This window comes from Thalassotalea coralli, assembly GCF_055786205.1.
This window is the reverse complement of record NZ_JBVVBK010000005.1, coordinates 256,206-275,687: the sequence shown is the minus strand read 5'-3', so window position 1 is coordinate 275,687 and position 19,482 is coordinate 256,206. Positions and strand designations below refer to the sequence as shown.

Below are 19,482 nucleotides of genomic sequence, written 5' to 3'. Positions count from 1 at the left end.
GGAAGGGTAATGAATTATTTTGAAAAGTTGACAAGAAGAGCGCTCGCCCAGCCAATGAAGAACCTAAGTTCTCGATTCGATGATCCTTTCCTTGCTGAAAAAATTGAACCTAAGGTTTGGCCAGAGTCGAATAATGATGTGGCAATACCGCACAACGAAACAGGCACTAGTCAAGGTACAGGTGAAAACCAAGTTGAAACATTACCTAGTGATTCAACACATACTATTAAAGTACAAGATGGCGATTTTTATCAGCTTAAAGCTGGCAAAAAGTTAGAAGAGGCTGGTTCAGTATTGCATGCTAAAAGTGGACGAGAGCAAAAGCTTAATCAAACTTCGGTAGATGGAAACAGTAAGAAAGGTGTATCAGAAAATCGAGACTTTCTTAATGAAAGCCATCATTTGTCAGTCGTAGATCAAATGATGGCACCGTTTATAGAGTCAGCCGAGAGTAGCATTAAAAAGTCCACACCTAGTCAAACACAAGAATCACAAAAAACTGGTGCCAAGTCATTATTAAAGAAAGAAATTCAACCTCAGTGCGAGCCTTCGACATTGCACGATAAGAGTGGTTCTGTCCTAGAAACTCCATTAAAAGATGAGTTTAAGAAAGTCACGGCACCGGCTATTCGTGATGGTAAGCCAGTAGAAATTACGCCTGAATATAGTTCAGACCCAAGCGTGAACACGACTTCGGCACAGCAACTGTCAGAGCCTCAAAAGCAAGAAATCAAACGAGTCGTTATTCAAGAGATTGAAAAGGAAGTTCACACGTCACTTAAACATTCAACAAATACGTCTACCAAAGCTGAGCATCAAGTAATTTACGAGCAACGCCTGGTGTATGTAGGCAGTGACGATAAAACAGTGAGCCGAGTAAAAGACGCCAGTGCAGGCTCTCCTTATTTGGGCATTAGCCAATTATGAGCTAACTATGGCATTGTTAGATTTAAGTCAAATAACACAGACAATCGTGACTATATTGGAGTCGCGCTTGCCTACGTATCCAGATTGGCCGCTAGCAACGCAACTAACCGTGTCTGCTGCACCGCCTGACTCAGTTAGTGGTAATCATGCGGTTAGCTTTTACCTTTATCACGTCAAAGAAACGGCTCACACCAAAGGGCAAGACTGGCAAACGAGCGCACATGCTCCATTGCAATATAAGCCAATGGGACTAACTCTTTATTACATTCTCACTCCGCGAAGTAACATTAACGACTTACAAGATAGGGCATATGCAGACCAATTAACCATGGGGTTAGCACTTAAAACCTTGCATGAACTACCCATGATTAATGACACAACCACAGTCGATTCGGTTGGGGGACCTGTGCTGGCGATGCCTCTGGCACTAAGAGGAAGAGACAACTTTCTTAGAATAACACTTCGACCTACACCAGTTAACGAGGCGTCTGAGTATTGGCAGGCAGGAACACTTTCTGCCAGACTTTCTGCATTCTATGAAGTAGATGCTGTTTTACTTGAGCCTGAGCAACTTCAAGCCTCTGCTGGAAGAGTGTTGGCTGTAGGCGTACACAGTTTTGTAAAAAATCAGCCTTTAATTCATTCAATTATTAGCCATATAACTTTTACTATTCCTGGGGAATCGGAAGTTCGACAGATAGAACACTCGCCTGCTCAAGTAGCTGTGGGTGATAAGCTAATGGTTAATGGCAGTCATTTAAGGGGCGATAGTCAAACCCGCTTGCTGCTAACACATCAAGCTTTTATTGAACCAATTGCTGTTGATGGTGCATGGGGGTTAGAAACTAACAGTAATGAGCTTAGCGTAACGGTACAGCCAAGCATTATGGCTCAGAGTATTTTGCCGGGAATATATGGTGCTATCGTTGAGATTGTTGATAGAAAGCGTTTGCAAAGTGGTGAATATCGCGAGTTTTCTAAGATATCAAACCAAGTCGCTTTTGCAATTTCCCCAAGTATTCTCGCAATTACAGCTCATGCGGCTGGATTTCAAATTCAGGTGAATGGATTTGAGCCACATTTAATTACCAATGATGCCCTAATGCTGTTTATTGGCAGTGAACGATTGCAAAGAACGAATGCTACCCCCCCCGGGCAAGGCCAGTTTCACACTCCTGCGGCGCCGAATGTTGATACAGACAAGATAGTGTTTACTTTGCCGGCAGGTGTTGCCACCGGTAGTTTTCTACCTGTTCGTTTAATGGTTAATGGCGTTGAGTCTTCACCTCAATGGGTGGAAGTGCCATGAATATAGCCAAGGGCGCGAAAAGTGATAAAGCAAGCCGTACTTTTTCTTCTGAGAGAGAAGATGCTTTGCAGTTAATTGTAAATTACTTGAATCAACAACAAGACTCGATAGAGCTAACTAATGCACCACAACTTAACAAGTTATCACAATTATTTGATCTGTCGCCCTTTGAAGTTCTTGTCTTAGCGGTACTTTGGAATTGTTTGTACGAACCAGAATTAGCTACTCAATTTAGCGAATACACATCCTCTACAAAATGCATATCACCTCGAATACTGTCACGTTTATTATCAAATCGCGCCATTTATAGGTTTTCACCTGATTGTCCGTTGATTTATTGGTCCCTAATTCGTCAACATGAACTTGAAGATGGATTTATTCATTTATCTTTAGACTCCAAACTCGTTCATTGGCTCGAAGGTCATAGCTATGTTGATACCTCTTTACTTAGCTATCGTCAGCCTTTGTTCACTCTTATTGTTCTGCCAACGTGGCAAATTGAGTCGAGGGTCAAACAAATAGAGGAAACTTTAGCAGAAGGGACCAGGGTTCAAGTTGAAGTAGAGAGCAATGACAAGGCGTTAGCTCTCGCTTATATCGCTGCTCTTGGAAAGCACTTAGGAATAAGCGTTTGTCTTTATCAATTTGCCGAAGAGCTACCTAATTTATCATCTTATGCTTATAAAGTTCAAAAGAATGCTTTTTTAAACTATGAAGCACCTTGTTTTATGAAGCCGTTGATGAACCGCTGCCGGGAAATTAAACGATCATTTTTCCCTGTTCAATTTATTCTAAATACAAACGGAGACAGGGAGAACACCAAAATCGAGGTGAATACGGCAAATGACATGCCTTATCTAGCTAGTTTAGATAGAAGCACAAAGGTGATTCGTTGTAAATTGCCTGAACTAACGCCGAAACATCGATTATCAATACTTTATGCATGTCTACCTGAAGCCAAGAACTGGTCAAAAAAAGATGCACATCGTTTTTCTATGAAGAGTGATTTTAATACAACCTTAGTTATTGAGACTCTAAATTCCAATCCACAATCGTTTCAGCAATTAAACCAATTAATCGAGAGCAATTTTCAAGAACGCCTAGATTCACTTGTTCAGCCGATTGCTAGCGAATATTCGTGGCAAGACTTGGTATTGCCAAAGTTAGTGAAACGTCAGCTAAAAGAAGTCATCTTCGAAGCCAAAGAAAAGCACTTGCTTTGGCAAGATGAGAAAATTTCAAAGTATTTTCCTCAAGGGCGAGGCGTCGTTGCCTTATTTTCCGGACCTCCTGGGGCAGGAAAGACTATGGCTGCTCAAGTGATTGCCAATGAACTGGATAAGCCATTGCTACGAGTTAACCTGTCTAGCTTAGTGAGTAAATGGGTAGGTGAAACTATTGAAAATATTCAAAAAGTTTTAGATAACCGAGCAGTGAAAAATTCGATTGTATTTTTTGATGAGGCAGATGCTTTATTTGGTAGACGGGTTGATGAAGTTGCTAGCGCCAATGATCGTTACCTGAACATGGATAGTGGTCACTTGATGGTGGCTTTAGAAGAGTACGAAGGTATTGTGCTTATGGCAACGAACTTGAGCAGTAATATTGACCCTGCATTTAGCCGTCGTATCAGACAGGTTGTAGAGTTTACGAAACCTACTTTTGAAGCTCGAGAACAAATATGGACACAATACATAACTGCTCTTTTTCACCATCAACCTGAGCTAATATCATCTATTGATTTAAGCCGGCTTGCTTTGATAGAAGCGACAGGCGCACAAATCAAAAACGCCGCTCTGTCAACGTTATTAGCGACTAAGCGAGATCAAAGCATTGTTTCTACTTTGTTATTTGGGCAAATGCTGTGTCGTGAATTAGCTAAAGATGGCCGAGGGTTATCAGAGCGAGAGTTAGAGAGCCTATTAAGCGGAGGTCAGCAATGAACCTTGCGCTTAAACAAAGCACTAAACTAAAACATAAGCGAGAAAAATTGAAAGGTGATGGCTTAAAACACCCTTCAAAAACTAGACCTCGCACTGACATGAAAGCTAAGCAGTTGGAAAGGGAGGCTGACTTGGCTGCTCACCACTACATAGCTGGAAAAAAACATACATTTGATTTCAGTAATCGCATAGAGCCTGGCGCAAAATTCAACTCAAACAGTCGAGGCCATAGTTTACCCTATGCCTTAAAGCACTCATTAGAATCAGCTTTTGCTGTCAATTTAGACCAGCTTAGAGTCCATTATGACGAAGCAGCAAATTTAGCTACTGCGCAGCTAGATGCGAAAGCTTTTGCGGCTGGCGCAAATATTTATTTTTCCACCAATTCATATAAACCCAATGAAATAGCTGGTAAGGAAATTTTGGCACATGAAGTTGCCCATACTATTCAACAAGCAGCTAAGCCGCGATTGCATGGTAAATTTAGCCACAGCGTGATGCAGTCATCTGGAACAGGCGCAGTGCAATGCCGAGAGTTACCGCTAACATCAACCGAAAATGTGCCTGATATAGATGGCTTACTTTCACAACACTTAGCTACTTCTTCTGGATCTGACGATACAAGGCTTGTTAGTTTGTTGCTGCACTTGCACCGACAAGCCTTAACGTCTAATTCAGTCGACAACCTTTGGGCAGCTATCGCTCACGATATTGTGGCTAGACAAAAGATAAACGTGTTAGATGTTTCCTTTGAGCGAGTTACCTCAAATAATCGCCTATGCGCGGCTCTATTTGATGGCCTGAAAAAGGCAGAACAATTTGTTGCTGCGACTGTATTACTGTTAAACAACCCCGATGTGTCTACGTTTTTCTATTCAGCAGATTTTTATCAAGCATTTTTAGCGCTTGTACGCTCTACCGCACAATCATTGCCTTATGTAGGATTGCTTTGGAATTCTCATGACTTTTTCGATGGTGCGCGACCCACCAAAATGATTGAAACAGTGAGAACCTATCTCACTGGTGCCACCCGTAATATTCCTAATTTAGGAGGAGGAGGGAATTTTCAATCGGCCGCACAACAGATCCTCGATAGCATAGAGCAGTCTAACGAATTAATACCTAATGAAGCTTTCATTGCAACACTATGGGCGGTAAAGCGTGTTGATCGAATGCGTATTCGAAAATTAGCAGAGTTAGCCAATGAGTTTGCAGATGACACTTCACAAAGTCACCTAAACATGACTCAACGTCTTACCGTCGCGCAAGGTTTTAAGCAGTGGGCGGGATTATTTGGAGAACAAGCATCCTCTTCTGGTGATGAGCAACAAAACGAGGTGGAAAATCGAAGCCATTCGGCAGCGGTTGAGCATGCGACGAGAGATTTGACACCAGAAACTCAGCTTATACTTCAGCATTTGAGTGGTGGGTGGGTAGCTACCGCGGATCTCGCTATTGGTTTGATATCTCGAGGTATTGAGCTTGAAATGCAGCGAAGAGACGATAGAAGCTTTTTAAATCAAGGTAACGCCCAATATTTGGTCAATGAAGTTGGAGAACGGGCAGAATTTAGTGAATTACTTGAACAGATAGTTATTCAATCGAGTGTTTTATTAGGACGCGCTCATAATCAAGACGGAAGGAATGCCGAAATTGTAAGTGCTAGTGCTTATAAAAGACGGCGAGATTCAGTTGTAAGTGACCTTAGATATTCTTTTTACCGTGAAGTAGAAGCACCTATGGCGCGTATATTGCGGCTTTATATAAGCAATATAGCAGAGCATGAGAGCGAAAGGTTATCTGCTGAGCAATATCGGCTATTGTACCTATATTCTTGGATGTCTTATGTCTTCGCTGAGTTTATTCAGATACTAGATAGATATTCGTATTCAAATGACATGGCATTTGCTCAAGCGAATGAAAATCGCAACGATGTAAGGCTTGAACACCGGTTTCATGTTGCAAACTGGCTAAACTTTTTTGGTTATGCAATAGGCTACCCACCAATTCAGGAAATTGGCACGTCGGTTTTGTCTGCGACTGAAGAGGGGCAGATAGAGAGTGAAATAGCGATTCTTGGTGAGTGGCAGGAAGATACAACCGTTTCAATAAATCAAATTAGGAGTGATTTTAGCTCAAGTCAAATTATCGCTAACTGGGCACCGTTAACGCCGAGTAATTTAGCCGATTTTTACCAAACTAAGTACTTTAATGCGTTAATGAATAACTTAAACCAGTTAGTTACCCGTGAGTTTATTAGTGCTGAACAATCACTGATAGGTAAAGCGAAAAAGCAGACCCGAGAACAGGTAGGACGGCCGCGAAAATATGTTGTCTCGGGTAATCAGATTGTGTTGGCAATTAAGGAACATGATAGGGGCAGAGTCGACGAGTTAATTGAATCCCACCCCAAAACCAGACGGTTTATTCAGAGCTTAAATGATCCAATTCGCGTTATGTCTCGCCAAGAAGTGTTCTTTTGGACATTTCCCGAAATGGACGAACTTGTCGCCAGATTACAAGAAAATACTGTCTTGCTTGAACTTATTTTGCGCTACCAAACGCGTACTCGAGAGGCCAATTCTCAAACGGTTACTTTCGAAGATGGCTTGCACATTGAGGCAAGTCCGTTGGCAAGTGACACTTCACTGGAAAGTGAGGGGCAAGTTGAAGCCAATAGCACGAATACCACGGAAGAGTCAGATAATAGTGCTGGTTGGCTGTCGTGGTTAGAATTATTAGACAAAGCGTTAACTTGGTGGAACGCATTAAGGCAAAATGACAAAGATCCGGCCTTTGATAGTCAAATTCAGGATAATTTATCTGGATTTAGCAATAACCTATCGCAGGAAGCGACAACTGCTTATCACTCTGCGCTGAATGCTCTAAAAGTCGCTTCAATATATGAACGCCAAGCATTTATTGCGGCTTATATCCGCCCGAATTTAGCCGCTTATGATCGTAGAAATAGTTTCGATGCTGCACCTAGAGGTGGGCTTATCTATAACATACCGTCGCAAGTGGCAGATGATATATCGACAATAGTGTCCCGAACCCAGCCGCAGGAAGATCATCAAGCTCACTTTGCTCTCTGTTTTTTGGAAATAAGTGGTTTGTTGCTGTCAAAGTTTTCAGACATAGAGCGCTTTGATATTTATCAAACTTATTATTATTTAATTGAACGGGCTTTAAGTTATATCGAGGAAAGCCCTGAGCAAATCTCTGCGTTATTATCTCAAGAGCAAAAAGCATCTGCCAGTTGGCTAGATGATAAGGTTGCTAATCTCAACGCCCTAAAAAGCGCATTCGATAATTTTACTTTTGATCTACAGGTACAGTCTGGCTTTGGAGGAAATGTTAGTACTAATGAAAAGTATCTATATGGCGTGGGGCAAGGATTTACTATTAATACTCAAGAGCCGGAGGATAGCTCTGTAGGTGGACCAAACTTTATTATTAATGGTATTAACTATCGATTATTAAATGTTTTTCATAACTTTCTTTACCATCCTCCTGTTGGGGAAAGCGAGGGTATTCTGTTTGTTGACGGAGAGCAAATACGGCCTAGTGCACCGGGGCAACAAACTAGAAGAGAGCCTAGAGTATTATTTCAGCTGTTAATTAATGGCGTTGCTCATAACATTAAAGAAGACGAATCAGATGTTTTGCTTAAGGAAATTTCTCAAGCCATCACCTTAGAGGCGATTAATCGATCATTACAAAACATGGCGGTGGTCATGGAAACCGCCATGGAAGTTATGATGGAAGGCGCAGAATTAGTGCCTGGAGCTGGTCAAGTAGTCATGGTAACTAGAATTGCAGTTTCTATTATACAAATGATTAACTCGGGTGAATTTGACGATGTTAAAGATATACTTTTTGCCGACCCTACTGCGCTATTTGACAACATTGAAAATTGGGTAGATAACGCCTTTAAACCCGATACCTTGTGGCAATTCCTTTTATTCGCAGACTCAACGTTAATGAAAGGAATTCCATCGCCAAACGAAGAACAAAGACGGCGAAGAAGGCCTTCTAGGCGACGTGGCGTTTCAGCTAAACTAAGACGTTTAGCCACAACATTAACGAATCTTGGGCAAAGTATTGCCCTTTCAATTGCCAAGCTTCAATACAAAATGCAAGGGCCAATTGGAGGCTTACAAATGCATATAATTTCTAAGCCTATCGTCGCGCACCTAATGCAGCAAATTGAGCAAAACATTACACTACTAAATGAAATGAACCTCGATAGTATTCGAGGAGCGGCAGACTCGGTTAGAGACTTTGATCAGGCTGTAGATGAGATCCCTGCGAAGATTCAACATATGGTTAACGCGGTAAATGAAGTGGAGTTGCCAAATGAAATTTTTAGTATGGAGGATATTTTAGAGATAGTCCTTGAGTTGGTGATAGATAGATTGCCAGCTAAAGCTGAATATCCGGCAAGAGCTGTTTTGTTATTGTTAGAGATAGGTGATGTAAAAAGTAAGCTGTTAACCGCCATTGGCGACTGGATTGGCAAGGTCGCCGATCCAAATGAACTTTGGCGTGATTTGCGTCGAACGCATATTGATTCGATGTTACAACAAGCGAAACAAGATTTAGTGACTAAATCTGTCACTACCTTTAATAAAGTACCCGGCCTTAATTTAGATATGCCAACCGTCAGTGCTTTTCAACCTCAAAACAGCCCATTAGCAACCCCAGAGGCAGAAGGCTTTGATGACCTAAAATCCAGCTACATTAATCAATCCTATAAAGGACTATCTTTAGGTCACGTTCCTTCGACTTCAGGTGCGCCAATGACGGATAAATCGAGGCAACAGGCTCAACGATCATTTGGTCACGACTTTAGCCACGTGCGGCTGCACACCGGAGGGGCTGGAGAGAAAGTGACCCGCAGATTCAGTGCCGATGCAGTGACTTCAGGCAGCCATGTGTTTTTATCAGGAAGCATTAACCCGGAAAGCTCTCAAGGAAAACACGTCTTAAATCATGAATTAACCCATGTATTGCAGCAAACAGGAAATCGACCATTAGGTGGAAGTCATTCTAGTTTACCAAGTCTTGGTAAGCCCGGTGTAGGGTTTAACTTCGACCTAAGAAGAGAGCAGGCTGCTGAGCGAGTGGCAAAGCAAACGCAGCGAGATAAAGTTGCTACTAAACCTATCGATCCGGGGACTGGCGTCACTTCTGGTATACAGCCTTCTTTAAATGACGCTTTTATGATTGATTTTTTACGTTTTGTTACCTCTTATGAGTCTGTACAAGCATACGCTAATGAAACGTTAAACCGAGCTAGTGCAACGCCTCTTGCGCCTGAGGTTGGTCGGCAAGTGACTAATGTGGCGGCTAGGTTGCGTGCACGTGTCGCAGATTCTTCACGCTTAGATATTAATGTTGCAGGGCATCTAAGTTCGGTAAAAGTAGAGATAGGTACGAGAATCCGGGGGCAATTTACGGGTAGAAACTTTACTCAAGCGGTGGAAAATATAGCGAAAAATGCGCAGAAAGAGGAGCAGTCGAGGTCAAATCAACAATCCCCTTCCAACTATTTATCTGTTAGAAGTTTTGCTCGAGGGCTTAATACTTGGATATTTGCAAATACCGGGATGCGTGTAGATATTCAATTGAATAAGCGAAACACTTCTGGTCGTCACAAAGAACTTGATCGTGACAACCCCATTGCTGGTTTTGTTGTTCGTGATGTTTATCTTCCTGGTATTCCTGTAGCAGGGGCTGGTGCTGAACTTTGGAACACAGTTATCAACAATTCCTTTCCAAATGAGGCGACAAGTGATAGTGAGAAGAGACGCTTTAGAGCGATTGCAAGGTCTTATTTAGGTGCACTTGGTCCAACGAACAAACCTTTTGTTGGTAATGCCTATCGATTTAAACATGGCATAAAACAAGACATAAAGGCACTAGTGGCGGCGGCTACAATCAATGGTGCTCGCCAGCAAAGACTCGAAGCCGATGATTTACCCAACAAACGTTACTATTTAGATACAAGTAATGAAACGGCCTCTTATCAAAATAAATCAGACCTCGGTATACCTCGGCTACGTTTGGGCTTACATGGCGATGGCTATCAACGTGGAGCTGATCGGGAGTCACATCATGTCCCGCAGTATTTACTCATAGAATATTTCTCTAACCTTAACAAAGGACACAAAGCATTTACTCATATTAACACCGTGAAGGGGATAGGCTTGGAAATGGATGGCGACAGTATAAAGAGCTTCAAGAAAGATGCTAGCACTGAGTTGCAAATAAAAGCGCTAAAAGGGTCTGGTCGTGGCGGAAATATGCCTTCATTACTCATTGCTCGAGTTACTCATCAACAAGCGCGACTTCATGTCATTGGAGAGCCGGACGAAGAAAAAGGTGGCTCTTCTAAACAGGGAAATACTATACACAACTATTTTAGAAACCGAGTGCAAGATAATACGAGTAGAGAAGTGAGAGATGCGATGTTTGGCGAGACAGAAAGTGATTTCGCCCAACTTGTGGCCACTACAGAGGCAAAGGCCAGTGTCCAGCGAGGTATTGGAAATGCGATGCTTGAGACCTACAGATGGATGCGATCACATATGCTAAACCGCTTGGAAAGTGGTTTGAAAAATGACGAACGCCGCTACTACAACGACCTTGCAAAAGTATCAACCAATTCACGTATTAGTAATGCAAATGGAGTACAAACCGCAGACTATCGATTAACTGAAAGTGACATGATTGGTGTGTTTGGCAGAGCAAGATCTCATTTTGACAAAGTAATGGAAAGTGGGAATTGGACGGTAGGGTAAATGTTTAAAAGAAAAGTAAGACGGTCGTCGATACGTGATGATGCCAAACGTAAAGTGTGTAAAAGCGAAGTTCAAATATTAACCGAGGAAAGGTTATGACTGGGTATTCACGGACACCAAACCTGTTAAAAGGAGCACTGATTTATTTCGGCGCGCCAATGCTCATACCTATTCCTAATATTATTGTTTTTCAATACAACCCCGAGTCGTTTTCTCGCACCTTAAAGCCGTGGCAACCACCAACGCGGAGTGTTTCGGTAAATGATCAAGGTCAAGCCCAACAGGCGGCGCTGACTGATGAGCAAAAGCTTGCGCTATCGCAACCGTATGACCCCGAAGAAACCTTTTCGTTAGATTTACAACTAGATGCAAGTGATGCTTTAGAAAAACCTGAAACTCACCCTGTTGCCTTTGTTAGCGGTGTCGCTGATCGTGTCTCTGCGATTGAAATGTTGATGTATCCACCCGGAGACTCTTTACTAGGCGGATTAATGGGAACAGTCGCTGGCTCCGTAGCCCCTGGTGGTGCCGGAAGTATCGCTGGCGTTGCGGAGCAGTTAGAACGAAAACAGGTGCCAATCGTGTTGTTTTTTTGGGGACCAGGAAGAGTTGTGCCAGTTCGAATTACCAGCTTATCGATTGAAGAGCAGCAATTTTCTCCCATTCTTTATCCGACGAGGGCGAAGGCGAGTTTAGGTATTAGAGTGCTGGATTTAAATGATTTAGTGAAAGTAAGCGGCGATCCAGCTAGTGGCGCTTCTGTAGAAATCGCCAAAGCCTGTTACAAGTTTACTCGTGGCCAAAAAGAAGTACTGGCGACTGCTAATCTTGCAAATAGTGTTGAGTCGATTATTGGCATGTTGCCATTTTAAGGAGTTGATATGTTTGACAATAAAAGTCGCTACGCGAAATCAACACCGCTGGTGTTAACTGATGGACGGGGACGAGAAGTTACTGCGACTGCTTTTGCATCTGCACCTAGTCAAGAGTTGAGAGGTATTCATTTACGCCGGCAGGGGGAGAGATATGATCACCTTGCCGCGTATTACTTATCAAATACAACAGGCTATTGGCGAATCGCTGAGCTAAATGATGCGATGACTGCAGATGTTTTATCTGAGCTACGAGAAGTGAAAATCCCAGTCAAAGCGTTAAAACAGAAGTGAACAGGTTAGTGAATTTTGAGACAGGTGTGAGTAATGCGAGAAGATATTGATGACACAAGTAAGCGAGCGTTATGCACTTTTTATTAGCTTGAGGAGAGATTAATGTCCCTCGGTGCAACCGTTTTGCCTAATGGCTTACCTGATCCATCGATGCCATTGCCAAATGAAATTGAAGTGGTGGAAGGGATCAATATGCCAACAAAATATCGATTATCTTTTGGCATGAGTATCGAGGATGGAGATTTCCCGATATTGTCAGAGCCTTTGCTGGGCCCTGAAAGCTTGTTATCAGTGGTGGTGCCAGGAGACCCTTTGCCCAGCATTTTAGTGAGTGGCCCCGTTGTACATCAAGATATCTCGATAACACAAGGTGGTGACGGCTCAATGGTTAATGTCTATGGAATGGACAAAATGGTTGAAATGGATCGCGAAAATAAAGCGGTTGTGCGCTCAAACATGAATGACTCAACTGCGGTAATGGCGTTATTAGCACAATATGCCATTGTGCCCGATGTTGAGGTAACAGCAACGTTTCACACTGATTTAAAACATGCGCTAGTGCAACGTGAAACTGACTTAAGGTTTATTAAAAAGCTAGCGCGACGTAATGGGTTTTGGTTCTGGCTGACGGAAGAGGCGCCTGGTGTAACCATAGGCCACTTTAAGGCGCCTCCTGTTAACGGAGAAGCGGAAGTTGAACTTCGTATTAATGTGCCTGAGTCCAATATCGATGCGATAGAGTTGAGTTGGAACAGCGAACGACCGGTATCGGCAGAGTTGTCGCAATTAGATTTAAATAATTTAGGCAACATTGACGGCTCAAGTCAGAGTTCAACATTAAACAATATGGCGACTTCTCCATATAGCCAGATCGTAGGAGGAAGCAGAAAGCTTCATTTAGCTGTGCCCTCCGATGACGCTGGAGATTTATCAGCGCGCGCTAATGCGGTGTTGATGGAAAGCGGTTGGTTTGTCGGTGCTCGATTAACCGCGAAACTGTCACGTATAGGCAAGGTGATTAGAGCGCATACGGTGGTGAATATTTCTGGGCTGGGAAGTCGTCATTCTGGTGCGTATATGGTGTCGAAAGTTGTTCATTCAATTAATGAAGAAGACCATCAAATGACTGTCGATTTAGTGCGAAATGGCTGGAATGGTTAGTAAATTGCCGAGGGAACAATAGTGGAAATAAATCGACTTGAGGAAATAGAAAACTGGATACGCAGCCACTACTTTGGCAAGTATCGAGGTGTCGTTGTCGACAACAATGACTTACTCGGTCAGCGTGGGCGATTACAAGTAAAAGTGCCTGCAGTTTTAGGTGAAGAAACAGTATGGGCAGTTCCGTGTGTTCCTTATGCTGGCCAAGATGTTGGTTTTTACTTTCTTCCTCCGGTTGGGGCTGGTGTATGGATAGAGTTTGAAGGTGGCGATCCCTCTTTTCCTATTTGGGCAGGTTGTTTTTGGGCTGATGGTGAATTGCCAAGTGAAGTTTTGACGTCAGATACCAGGATTTTAAAAACAGAAAACGCACAACTAAAAATTGACGATACGCTAGGTGAAGTGGTGCTGACTAATTCACAAAACGTCACGACAACATGGTCTTTAGATGTATTAACAGAAGCGGGACCTTCTACACATTCTGTGGGTGGCTCTGGTGTCGTTTCTGAATCTGCACCGGGAAAGGTCGAGGTGGGCCTTTCGGGGGTTACGGTAAACAATGGCGCTTTTAAAGTGACGTAAAGCAGGCGCCATTTAAAGTATTTATCAAGTCCGAGCAAGTTTTACGGATTTCAATAGGAATGAAAAAGGTAACAACATGTCAGGTCAAGCGATAACAACTGCATCAGTACTTCAATGCCCGCATGGCGGTACAGTGCAAATTACATCGAGTAATAGCAAAGTGTCTGCTGGTGGCGCAACATTGGCAACGGCGAGCGATACTTTCACTATTACAGGATGTCCATTTCAAATTCCAGCAGCGCCGTCCCCCATTCCTAGCCCGTGTGTTTCTGTCGTGTGGGTAAAGCCAGATATTACCAATAGTGTTAACGGCTTACCTACGCTTTCAACCGCAAGTGTTGGTTTATGTATCGGCGCCACCATGGCGCCGCAAGGTAACGTCATGGTGGTCAATACTCAACCCGTAGTTAGTACCTCATAGGAGCTTGACATGACAGAGACTTTTACGAGTTTACGATATCCATTCGCTATTGATGAGCCGCTTGGTGAAGTTAGTCAAGAGGCCAATTTTGAGCAGCACGTAAAACAGCTAATGCTGCAAGTATTGTTCACCTCGCCTGGTGAACGTATCAATCGGCCCGATTTTGGCTGTGGCATAAAACGATTAGTATTCTCACCAAGTGGAAAAATTGCCGCAACGTTAGCCCAATCGACCATATTTCAAGCACTAGATACTTGGTTGGGATCGGTAATTGACGTAAAAGAAGTGTCTGTAAATGCTTTAGATGAAACGCTAGAGATAAACATTCGCTATGGTGTTATAGCACGCGGAACATCAGATTTTCTCAATGTAACGGTGACGCTATGACTTTACCTGATCGTGTTGCATTAATTCGTCAATCTGAAACCATAACTGGGCTCGACTTTATTCAGGTTACACCAAACCAGATAGAGCTGTTTGTTTTCTATCATCATCTGTCTTTACCCGCACCGCTTGTCTCGAATTTGTCGACTATTGTTGCAGAAGATATTGAAATTATTGCATTGAGTAAGGTTGAACCTGAAAAAGTTGCCGTAGTAGCCATTATCGACCACTTAGTCACGATAAATAATCGGTCGGCAATGCACATTCGTGTAGAACAGGTTGGCGGCTTTGGCTTTTACCAGTTTTCCATTAACCACGAGTCGATAGACTCTTTCTTCAATCATCTTGTTTTTTCTTTTAAAGCTGCTTGCCCGACTGAATTTGACTGCCGAGAGTCAGAGCCTGAATGCCCTCCAAAAGAAACTGAAGATTTTCCTGTTGATTACCGAGCCAGAGATTTTGATAGCTTTCGACAGGTATTAACAGACTTTGCTTCTCAGCAATACCCATCATGGCAAGATAGGCTCGAAGCAGATTTAGGCATGATGTATGTTGAGTTAATCAGTGCGTTAGGAGATGAAATGAGTTATGCGCAAGATCGCATTCACCGTGAAACAAATTTTTCTGATGCTACGCAACGCAGAAGCTTACAGCACTTTGCTCAATTGATGGATTATCAAATAGACAGCGGCAGTGGGGCGAAAACATGGTTAGATTTCACCGTCTCTGACGATACACATCTAGCTGCGGGAACTGGCGTTACCGATAACAACGGTCAAGTTCGTTTTGAGCTCGGTAATGGTATTAAGGACTTAGGTAAAAACTTTGCGCTTTCAGTAAATAAAAACCAATTTCTGCCTTATATTTGGGATGAAAACAGTGCGTGTTTGCCTCGTGGAAGTCAGTCATTAACCTTGCAAGGGCACCTTGCTAATGAATGTTTACCGGATCTAGATATCGATTCTCAAGGAAAGTGGGCTTTACTGGCGACAATTCCACCGTCACCTGAGCTGCCACAACATCGTGTCTTGGTAAGAATTGTTTCGGCAGAGCAGGGCTTCGATCCTGTTACCAACACACTCGTAACTACGATAGAGTGGGATAAACCGTTAGTTCACGATATAGATTTAAGATATCTCGTTGTACGAGCGAACCTTCTTCCCGCCACCTCAGGTACAACTATTCCTGCTATAAGTGAAGCCCCATTGAGGTTCCGTGTTGGCGAGCCAACAACTCAATTCGAGGCAAATGAAGATCTACCTCGGACAATTGAACGTGTTGGTGTCAATAATAATTTAACACATAGTCAGGAACAAACAGGCCGCGTTAAGTTTCTATTTTCTTTACCTAATTCTGATAAAAGCCCTTTGGTTTGGTTAGCCGAAGGCCCAAGTACCCCTTCAACTGGACAGCCTGAAATCTTGTTACAACGAGAGCCTAACGAAGATTGGGCTTGGCTTCCTACTATGATAGGAGAAAAAGTCGCAGGCCCAACGGATAAGGTTTTTTCTTTGGAACATGGCTGCTTTCGTCAAGTGTTTAGCGCAGAAAAAATAGGTGAGACGTTTACGTTTAGTGATTACGCAACGAGTCTTGGTTTTACTATCCGATTTGGCGATGGTGACTTTGGTCAAGCACCGCATCAAGGTGATATTTTCTCCCTTCGTTATCGATTAGGCAATGGTGTTAGAGACAACGTGAGCCGAGACACTTTAGTCAAGTTTTCAAGTGAATTTGCATCACCACTGAGCAGGCCACTTGGAATACTCAGTGTTACAAATCCTGTTGCTGCTTCAGGTGGGCGAGATCCAGAGTCAAATGAACAAATAAAAATAAACGTGCCGCAGGCATATCGAGCGGTTAGTCACAGAGCGGTTACTTGTGCTGATTATCAAGAAATCGCCCAGCGGTTGAGTTGGGTGCAACAGGCCGGCGCGAGTTTTCGTTGGACCGGCAGTTGGCAAAGCGTTTTTGTGACGCCAGACCCAGAAGATCATATTCACCTTTTAACAGAAGAGAAGCGAGCACTTGAATACCAACTAAATCAAGTTCGCCAAGTCGGCAGGGAAGTCTGCGTGAAGCAACCCGTGTATGCCAATATCGACTTAGAAATTCGTATTTGCGTGTTAGCAAATGCATATAAGGGACAAGTAAAGTCTAACGTGTTGAAAGCCTTGTTTGGCAATCAAAGTCATTCAGGCTTTTTTTCACCCAATAATTTCACTTTTGGCACCCCTTTACTGCGTTCGTCATTGATATCAGTTATTCAATCGGTAGATGGCGTGCATGCAGTAAATGGCATGCGTATTCGTCGTAAAGGCTGGTTTAATTGGCGGGCTTTTACAGAGCTGATTTTTAAGGTTGGTGTAAGTGAGATTATCAATATTACGAATAGCCGCTTACTTCCTGAGCGTGGCGCGGTTCGTTTAATCATGGAGGGAGGCGCATGATTTGTCCTTGCGAAAATAATGTATTTCCACAAACGCAAAATATTGATGCAGGTCTTAGCACTATTCCTAGAGCGCTGGCAATGTTTCCACAGTGGCGTTTGTCATTGCTAGACGCAGTTGGGCGTCAACCGGAACTTAGACATTGGCGAGCGCGTGATAGACAAGATTTAGGCTTAATGCTAACCGAAATGGCAGCTTATGTTTTTGATGTGCTGAGTTTTTACGACAGCATGTTAAGTAACAATAGCTACCTTGGAACAGCTTATTTAAAAGGAACGCCTAGAAAACTGGTTAGTTTGCTTGGCTATTCACCCAGGCCTGCGATCGCTAGCCAAGTGTGGTTAGCGGTAGAAGCGCAAGGGCGCAGGCTCATAGAGTTGCCCACATTAACAGGGTTTAGTAGTAGTGAATATTTTGGGAACCCGCCTGAGGTCTTCGAGGTGGAATCTAACTACTGGTTAGAACCTAGAGTAAATAAGCTGCAAATTGAAAGGGTGCCGCAAGATGATATTGAAATGTCTTATTTGTCTTCCGTATTTGTTGAGCCTAGTAGTCTTAGGGTTAAGTCGGGTCAAGCCATTGTCCTGTGCTTTAATGGCATCAAAAGAACAGCTTATATTGCACAGATTAAATCCGTCTCTTTACCCTCGAAAAAGCTGGCTGTAGAAATATCGCTTAAAGCTGCTGTTGCGGTACCCTCACAGGCTAAATATTCACAATTACGCATTTATACATTTGGCAATGGCGCACCGTTATGGCGCGATGATAACCCTTTTGACGGTAATAAAGTGATAATGGATTCACGATTACCGGTCAATGCCGGTGAGTTCGTTCTTTTTGAAAATCAGGGAAGCCTGAAAGTAAGAGAAGTCACGTCAGCGAATACTAGGCAGCAGACAATTTTATCGGGTGTTACAACTGCCGTAAAAGATTTAGAAGGTAACCTGTCCGCGGAGTTACAAAGCGATGATATAAAAACCCGAGTCAGTGAACTTAACCTACACGCTAATTTGAACTTTAATAGTAGTGATAGAGCTAAAATTACGGCTTTCTACGGTATGGCTGAGGCTGCCAAAGTTATTGTTCCAACCAAAAGCACGCTAAGCCAAGAGGATCAAATTAAGTTACTTGATATTAATGATAGTTCTAGGGTGCTGACAGAAAACCTTGTTTTAGAAGATAAACATTTACAGGGGATTCAAACTAAAGGGCGCATCGATTCTGCTGGCAGGAGAGCGATTGTTGATCAAAGTCCATTATGGCCTGAAGCGCTTGCTGCCCCTGTTTCTTTATACGGAAATGTTGTCAAAGCAACAAGAGGCGAAACCGTTACTGGAGAACTGCTAGGTATTGGAGATGCCAGCCAAAAATGGCAATCATTTAGTTTGAAAAAAAGCCCGTTAACTTATCTTGCTGCTGAAAATGCTAGCGGTTTAGTTTCATCACTAGAGATCTTTGTCGACGGAATCCTGTGGCACCAAGTCTCTAGCTTTTATGGAATAGGGCAGCACCAGCAAGTTTATGTGGTAAAACACGACGAAGATGAAAATACCTTTATTGAGTTTGGCGGTGGTGCAAAATTAAATACTGGTGCTGAAGTTGTTGCACATTATCGATATGGTGCTGGTGCAGATGTTCCTCCTGCAGGTTCTATTAACCAATTATCAAAACCAGTAAAAGGTATCACGTCAGTTAAAAATGTTTTACCTGCTTTTGGTGGAGGAGACTTTGAAGCGCCAGAAGAAATAAAACACTTCGCACCTAAAAGTGCGTTGCTTATGGGGCGCGCAGTGTCTTTAGTAGATCTTGAAGCTGCTGCCCATCAAGTAGCGGGCGTTAAAGCGGTAAAAGGCAGTTTTTATTGGGATAAGTTTCGGTTTGAAAAACGGGCGATAATCCAATACATCGGTGATGCACAACTGCAACCTAGCATATTGATGAAGCTGAAAAATATCAGTGAGCCCGATGCAGCTATAGAGGTAAAAAACGCGCTCGCTGAACCTGCTAATATGGCGATTAATATTGATATTGATGAACGTTATATCGAAAGCGAAGTCATTGATAAAGTCCAAAAAGCTTTGTATCAGCAACCCTCTTCAAGTTTACCTAGTGGACTGATACATCCTTATTCATTAGGGCCTGAAGGTCGTATTTATTTTAGCCAAATTATTGCTGGAATAGAGCAAGTTTCGGGTGTCAAAGCTGTGACCATGTTGAGAATCAATGGTAGAGAACTGCGCGGTTATGGCGTTTCTCCCCAAAATTATCATTACTTCGATTTTGGTGTGTTCGGCACAGAAACTAGTCGAATGACGATTAATGGGGTGAGTTAA

General features: G+C 42.9%; 12 protein-coding genes. All 12 read left to right on the top strand.

Going from position 1 to position 19,482, the window contains the following annotated elements; translation table 11 throughout:
• Nucleotides 1-9: 9 nt before the first annotated feature.
• The 12 genes from ACOB80_RS14345 to ACOB80_RS14290 all read left to right on the top strand — a co-directional run bounded on the left by ACOB80_RS14345 (nucleotide 10) and on the right by ACOB80_RS14290 (nucleotide 19,482).
• Nucleotides 10-927 carry a hypothetical protein gene (locus ACOB80_RS14345; protein ID WP_473166538.1) on the top strand — a complete coding sequence of 306 codons (918 nt, stop codon included), beginning with the start codon at nucleotides 10-12 and terminating at the stop codon, nucleotides 925-927.
• Between the two features lie 7 nt (nucleotides 928-934).
• The gene (locus ACOB80_RS14340; RefSeq protein WP_473166537.1) at nucleotides 935-2,236 is read left to right on the top strand and encodes a Pvc16 family protein; all 1,302 of its coding nucleotides are present in this window, start codon (nucleotides 935-937) and stop codon (nucleotides 2,234-2,236) included.
• The gene (locus ACOB80_RS14335) at nucleotides 2,233-4,179 is read left to right on the top strand and encodes an ATP-binding protein (RefSeq protein ID WP_473166536.1); all 1,947 of its coding nucleotides are present in this window, start codon (nucleotides 2,233-2,235) and stop codon (nucleotides 4,177-4,179) included. Before ACOB80_RS14340 ends, ACOB80_RS14335 begins: the two co-directional genes overlap by 4 nt.
• Nucleotides 4,176-10,985, top strand: coding sequence for an eCIS core domain-containing protein (locus tag ACOB80_RS14330; RefSeq protein WP_473166535.1), 6,810 nt, complete (start codon nucleotides 4,176-4,178; stop codon nucleotides 10,983-10,985). The genes ACOB80_RS14335 and ACOB80_RS14330 overlap by 4 nt, the downstream gene beginning before the upstream one ends.
• A 95-nt stretch (nucleotides 10,986-11,080) precedes the next feature.
• Nucleotides 11,081-11,857: a hypothetical protein gene (locus ACOB80_RS14325; RefSeq protein WP_473166534.1), complete on the top strand. Its 777-nt coding sequence runs from the start codon at nucleotides 11,081-11,083 to the stop codon at nucleotides 11,855-11,857.
• 9 nt (nucleotides 11,858-11,866) lie between these two features.
• Complete coding sequence (locus ACOB80_RS14320) at nucleotides 11,867-12,151, top strand: hypothetical protein (RefSeq protein ID WP_473166533.1); 285 nt, start codon at nucleotides 11,867-11,869, stop codon at nucleotides 12,149-12,151.
• 102 nt (nucleotides 12,152-12,253) lie between these two features.
• On the top strand, nucleotides 12,254-13,312 hold the full coding sequence (locus tag ACOB80_RS14315; protein WP_473166532.1) for a hypothetical protein: 1,059 nt from the start codon (nucleotides 12,254-12,256) through the stop codon (nucleotides 13,310-13,312).
• 21 nt (nucleotides 13,313-13,333) lie between these two features.
• Complete coding sequence (locus ACOB80_RS14310) at nucleotides 13,334-13,894, top strand: phage baseplate assembly protein V (RefSeq protein ID WP_473166531.1); 561 nt, start codon at nucleotides 13,334-13,336, stop codon at nucleotides 13,892-13,894.
• 76 nt (nucleotides 13,895-13,970) lie between these two features.
• Nucleotides 13,971-14,315 (top strand): hypothetical protein, encoded by a 345-nt coding sequence (locus ACOB80_RS14305; protein ID WP_473166530.1) that lies wholly within the window; start codon nucleotides 13,971-13,973, stop codon nucleotides 14,313-14,315.
• A gap of 9 nt (nucleotides 14,316-14,324) precedes the next feature.
• Nucleotides 14,325-14,702 (top strand): GPW/gp25 family protein, encoded by a 378-nt coding sequence (locus ACOB80_RS14300; RefSeq protein WP_473166529.1) that lies wholly within the window; start codon nucleotides 14,325-14,327, stop codon nucleotides 14,700-14,702.
• The gene (locus ACOB80_RS14295) at nucleotides 14,699-17,149 is read left to right on the top strand and encodes a baseplate J/gp47 family protein (protein WP_473166528.1); all 2,451 of its coding nucleotides are present in this window, start codon (nucleotides 14,699-14,701) and stop codon (nucleotides 17,147-17,149) included. The genes ACOB80_RS14300 and ACOB80_RS14295 overlap by 4 nt, the downstream gene beginning before the upstream one ends.
• A complete protein-coding gene (locus ACOB80_RS14290; protein WP_473166527.1) occupies nucleotides 17,146-19,482 on the top strand; it encodes a baseplate J/gp47 family protein in 2,337 nt (778 codons plus the stop codon). Before ACOB80_RS14295 ends, ACOB80_RS14290 begins: the two co-directional genes overlap by 4 nt.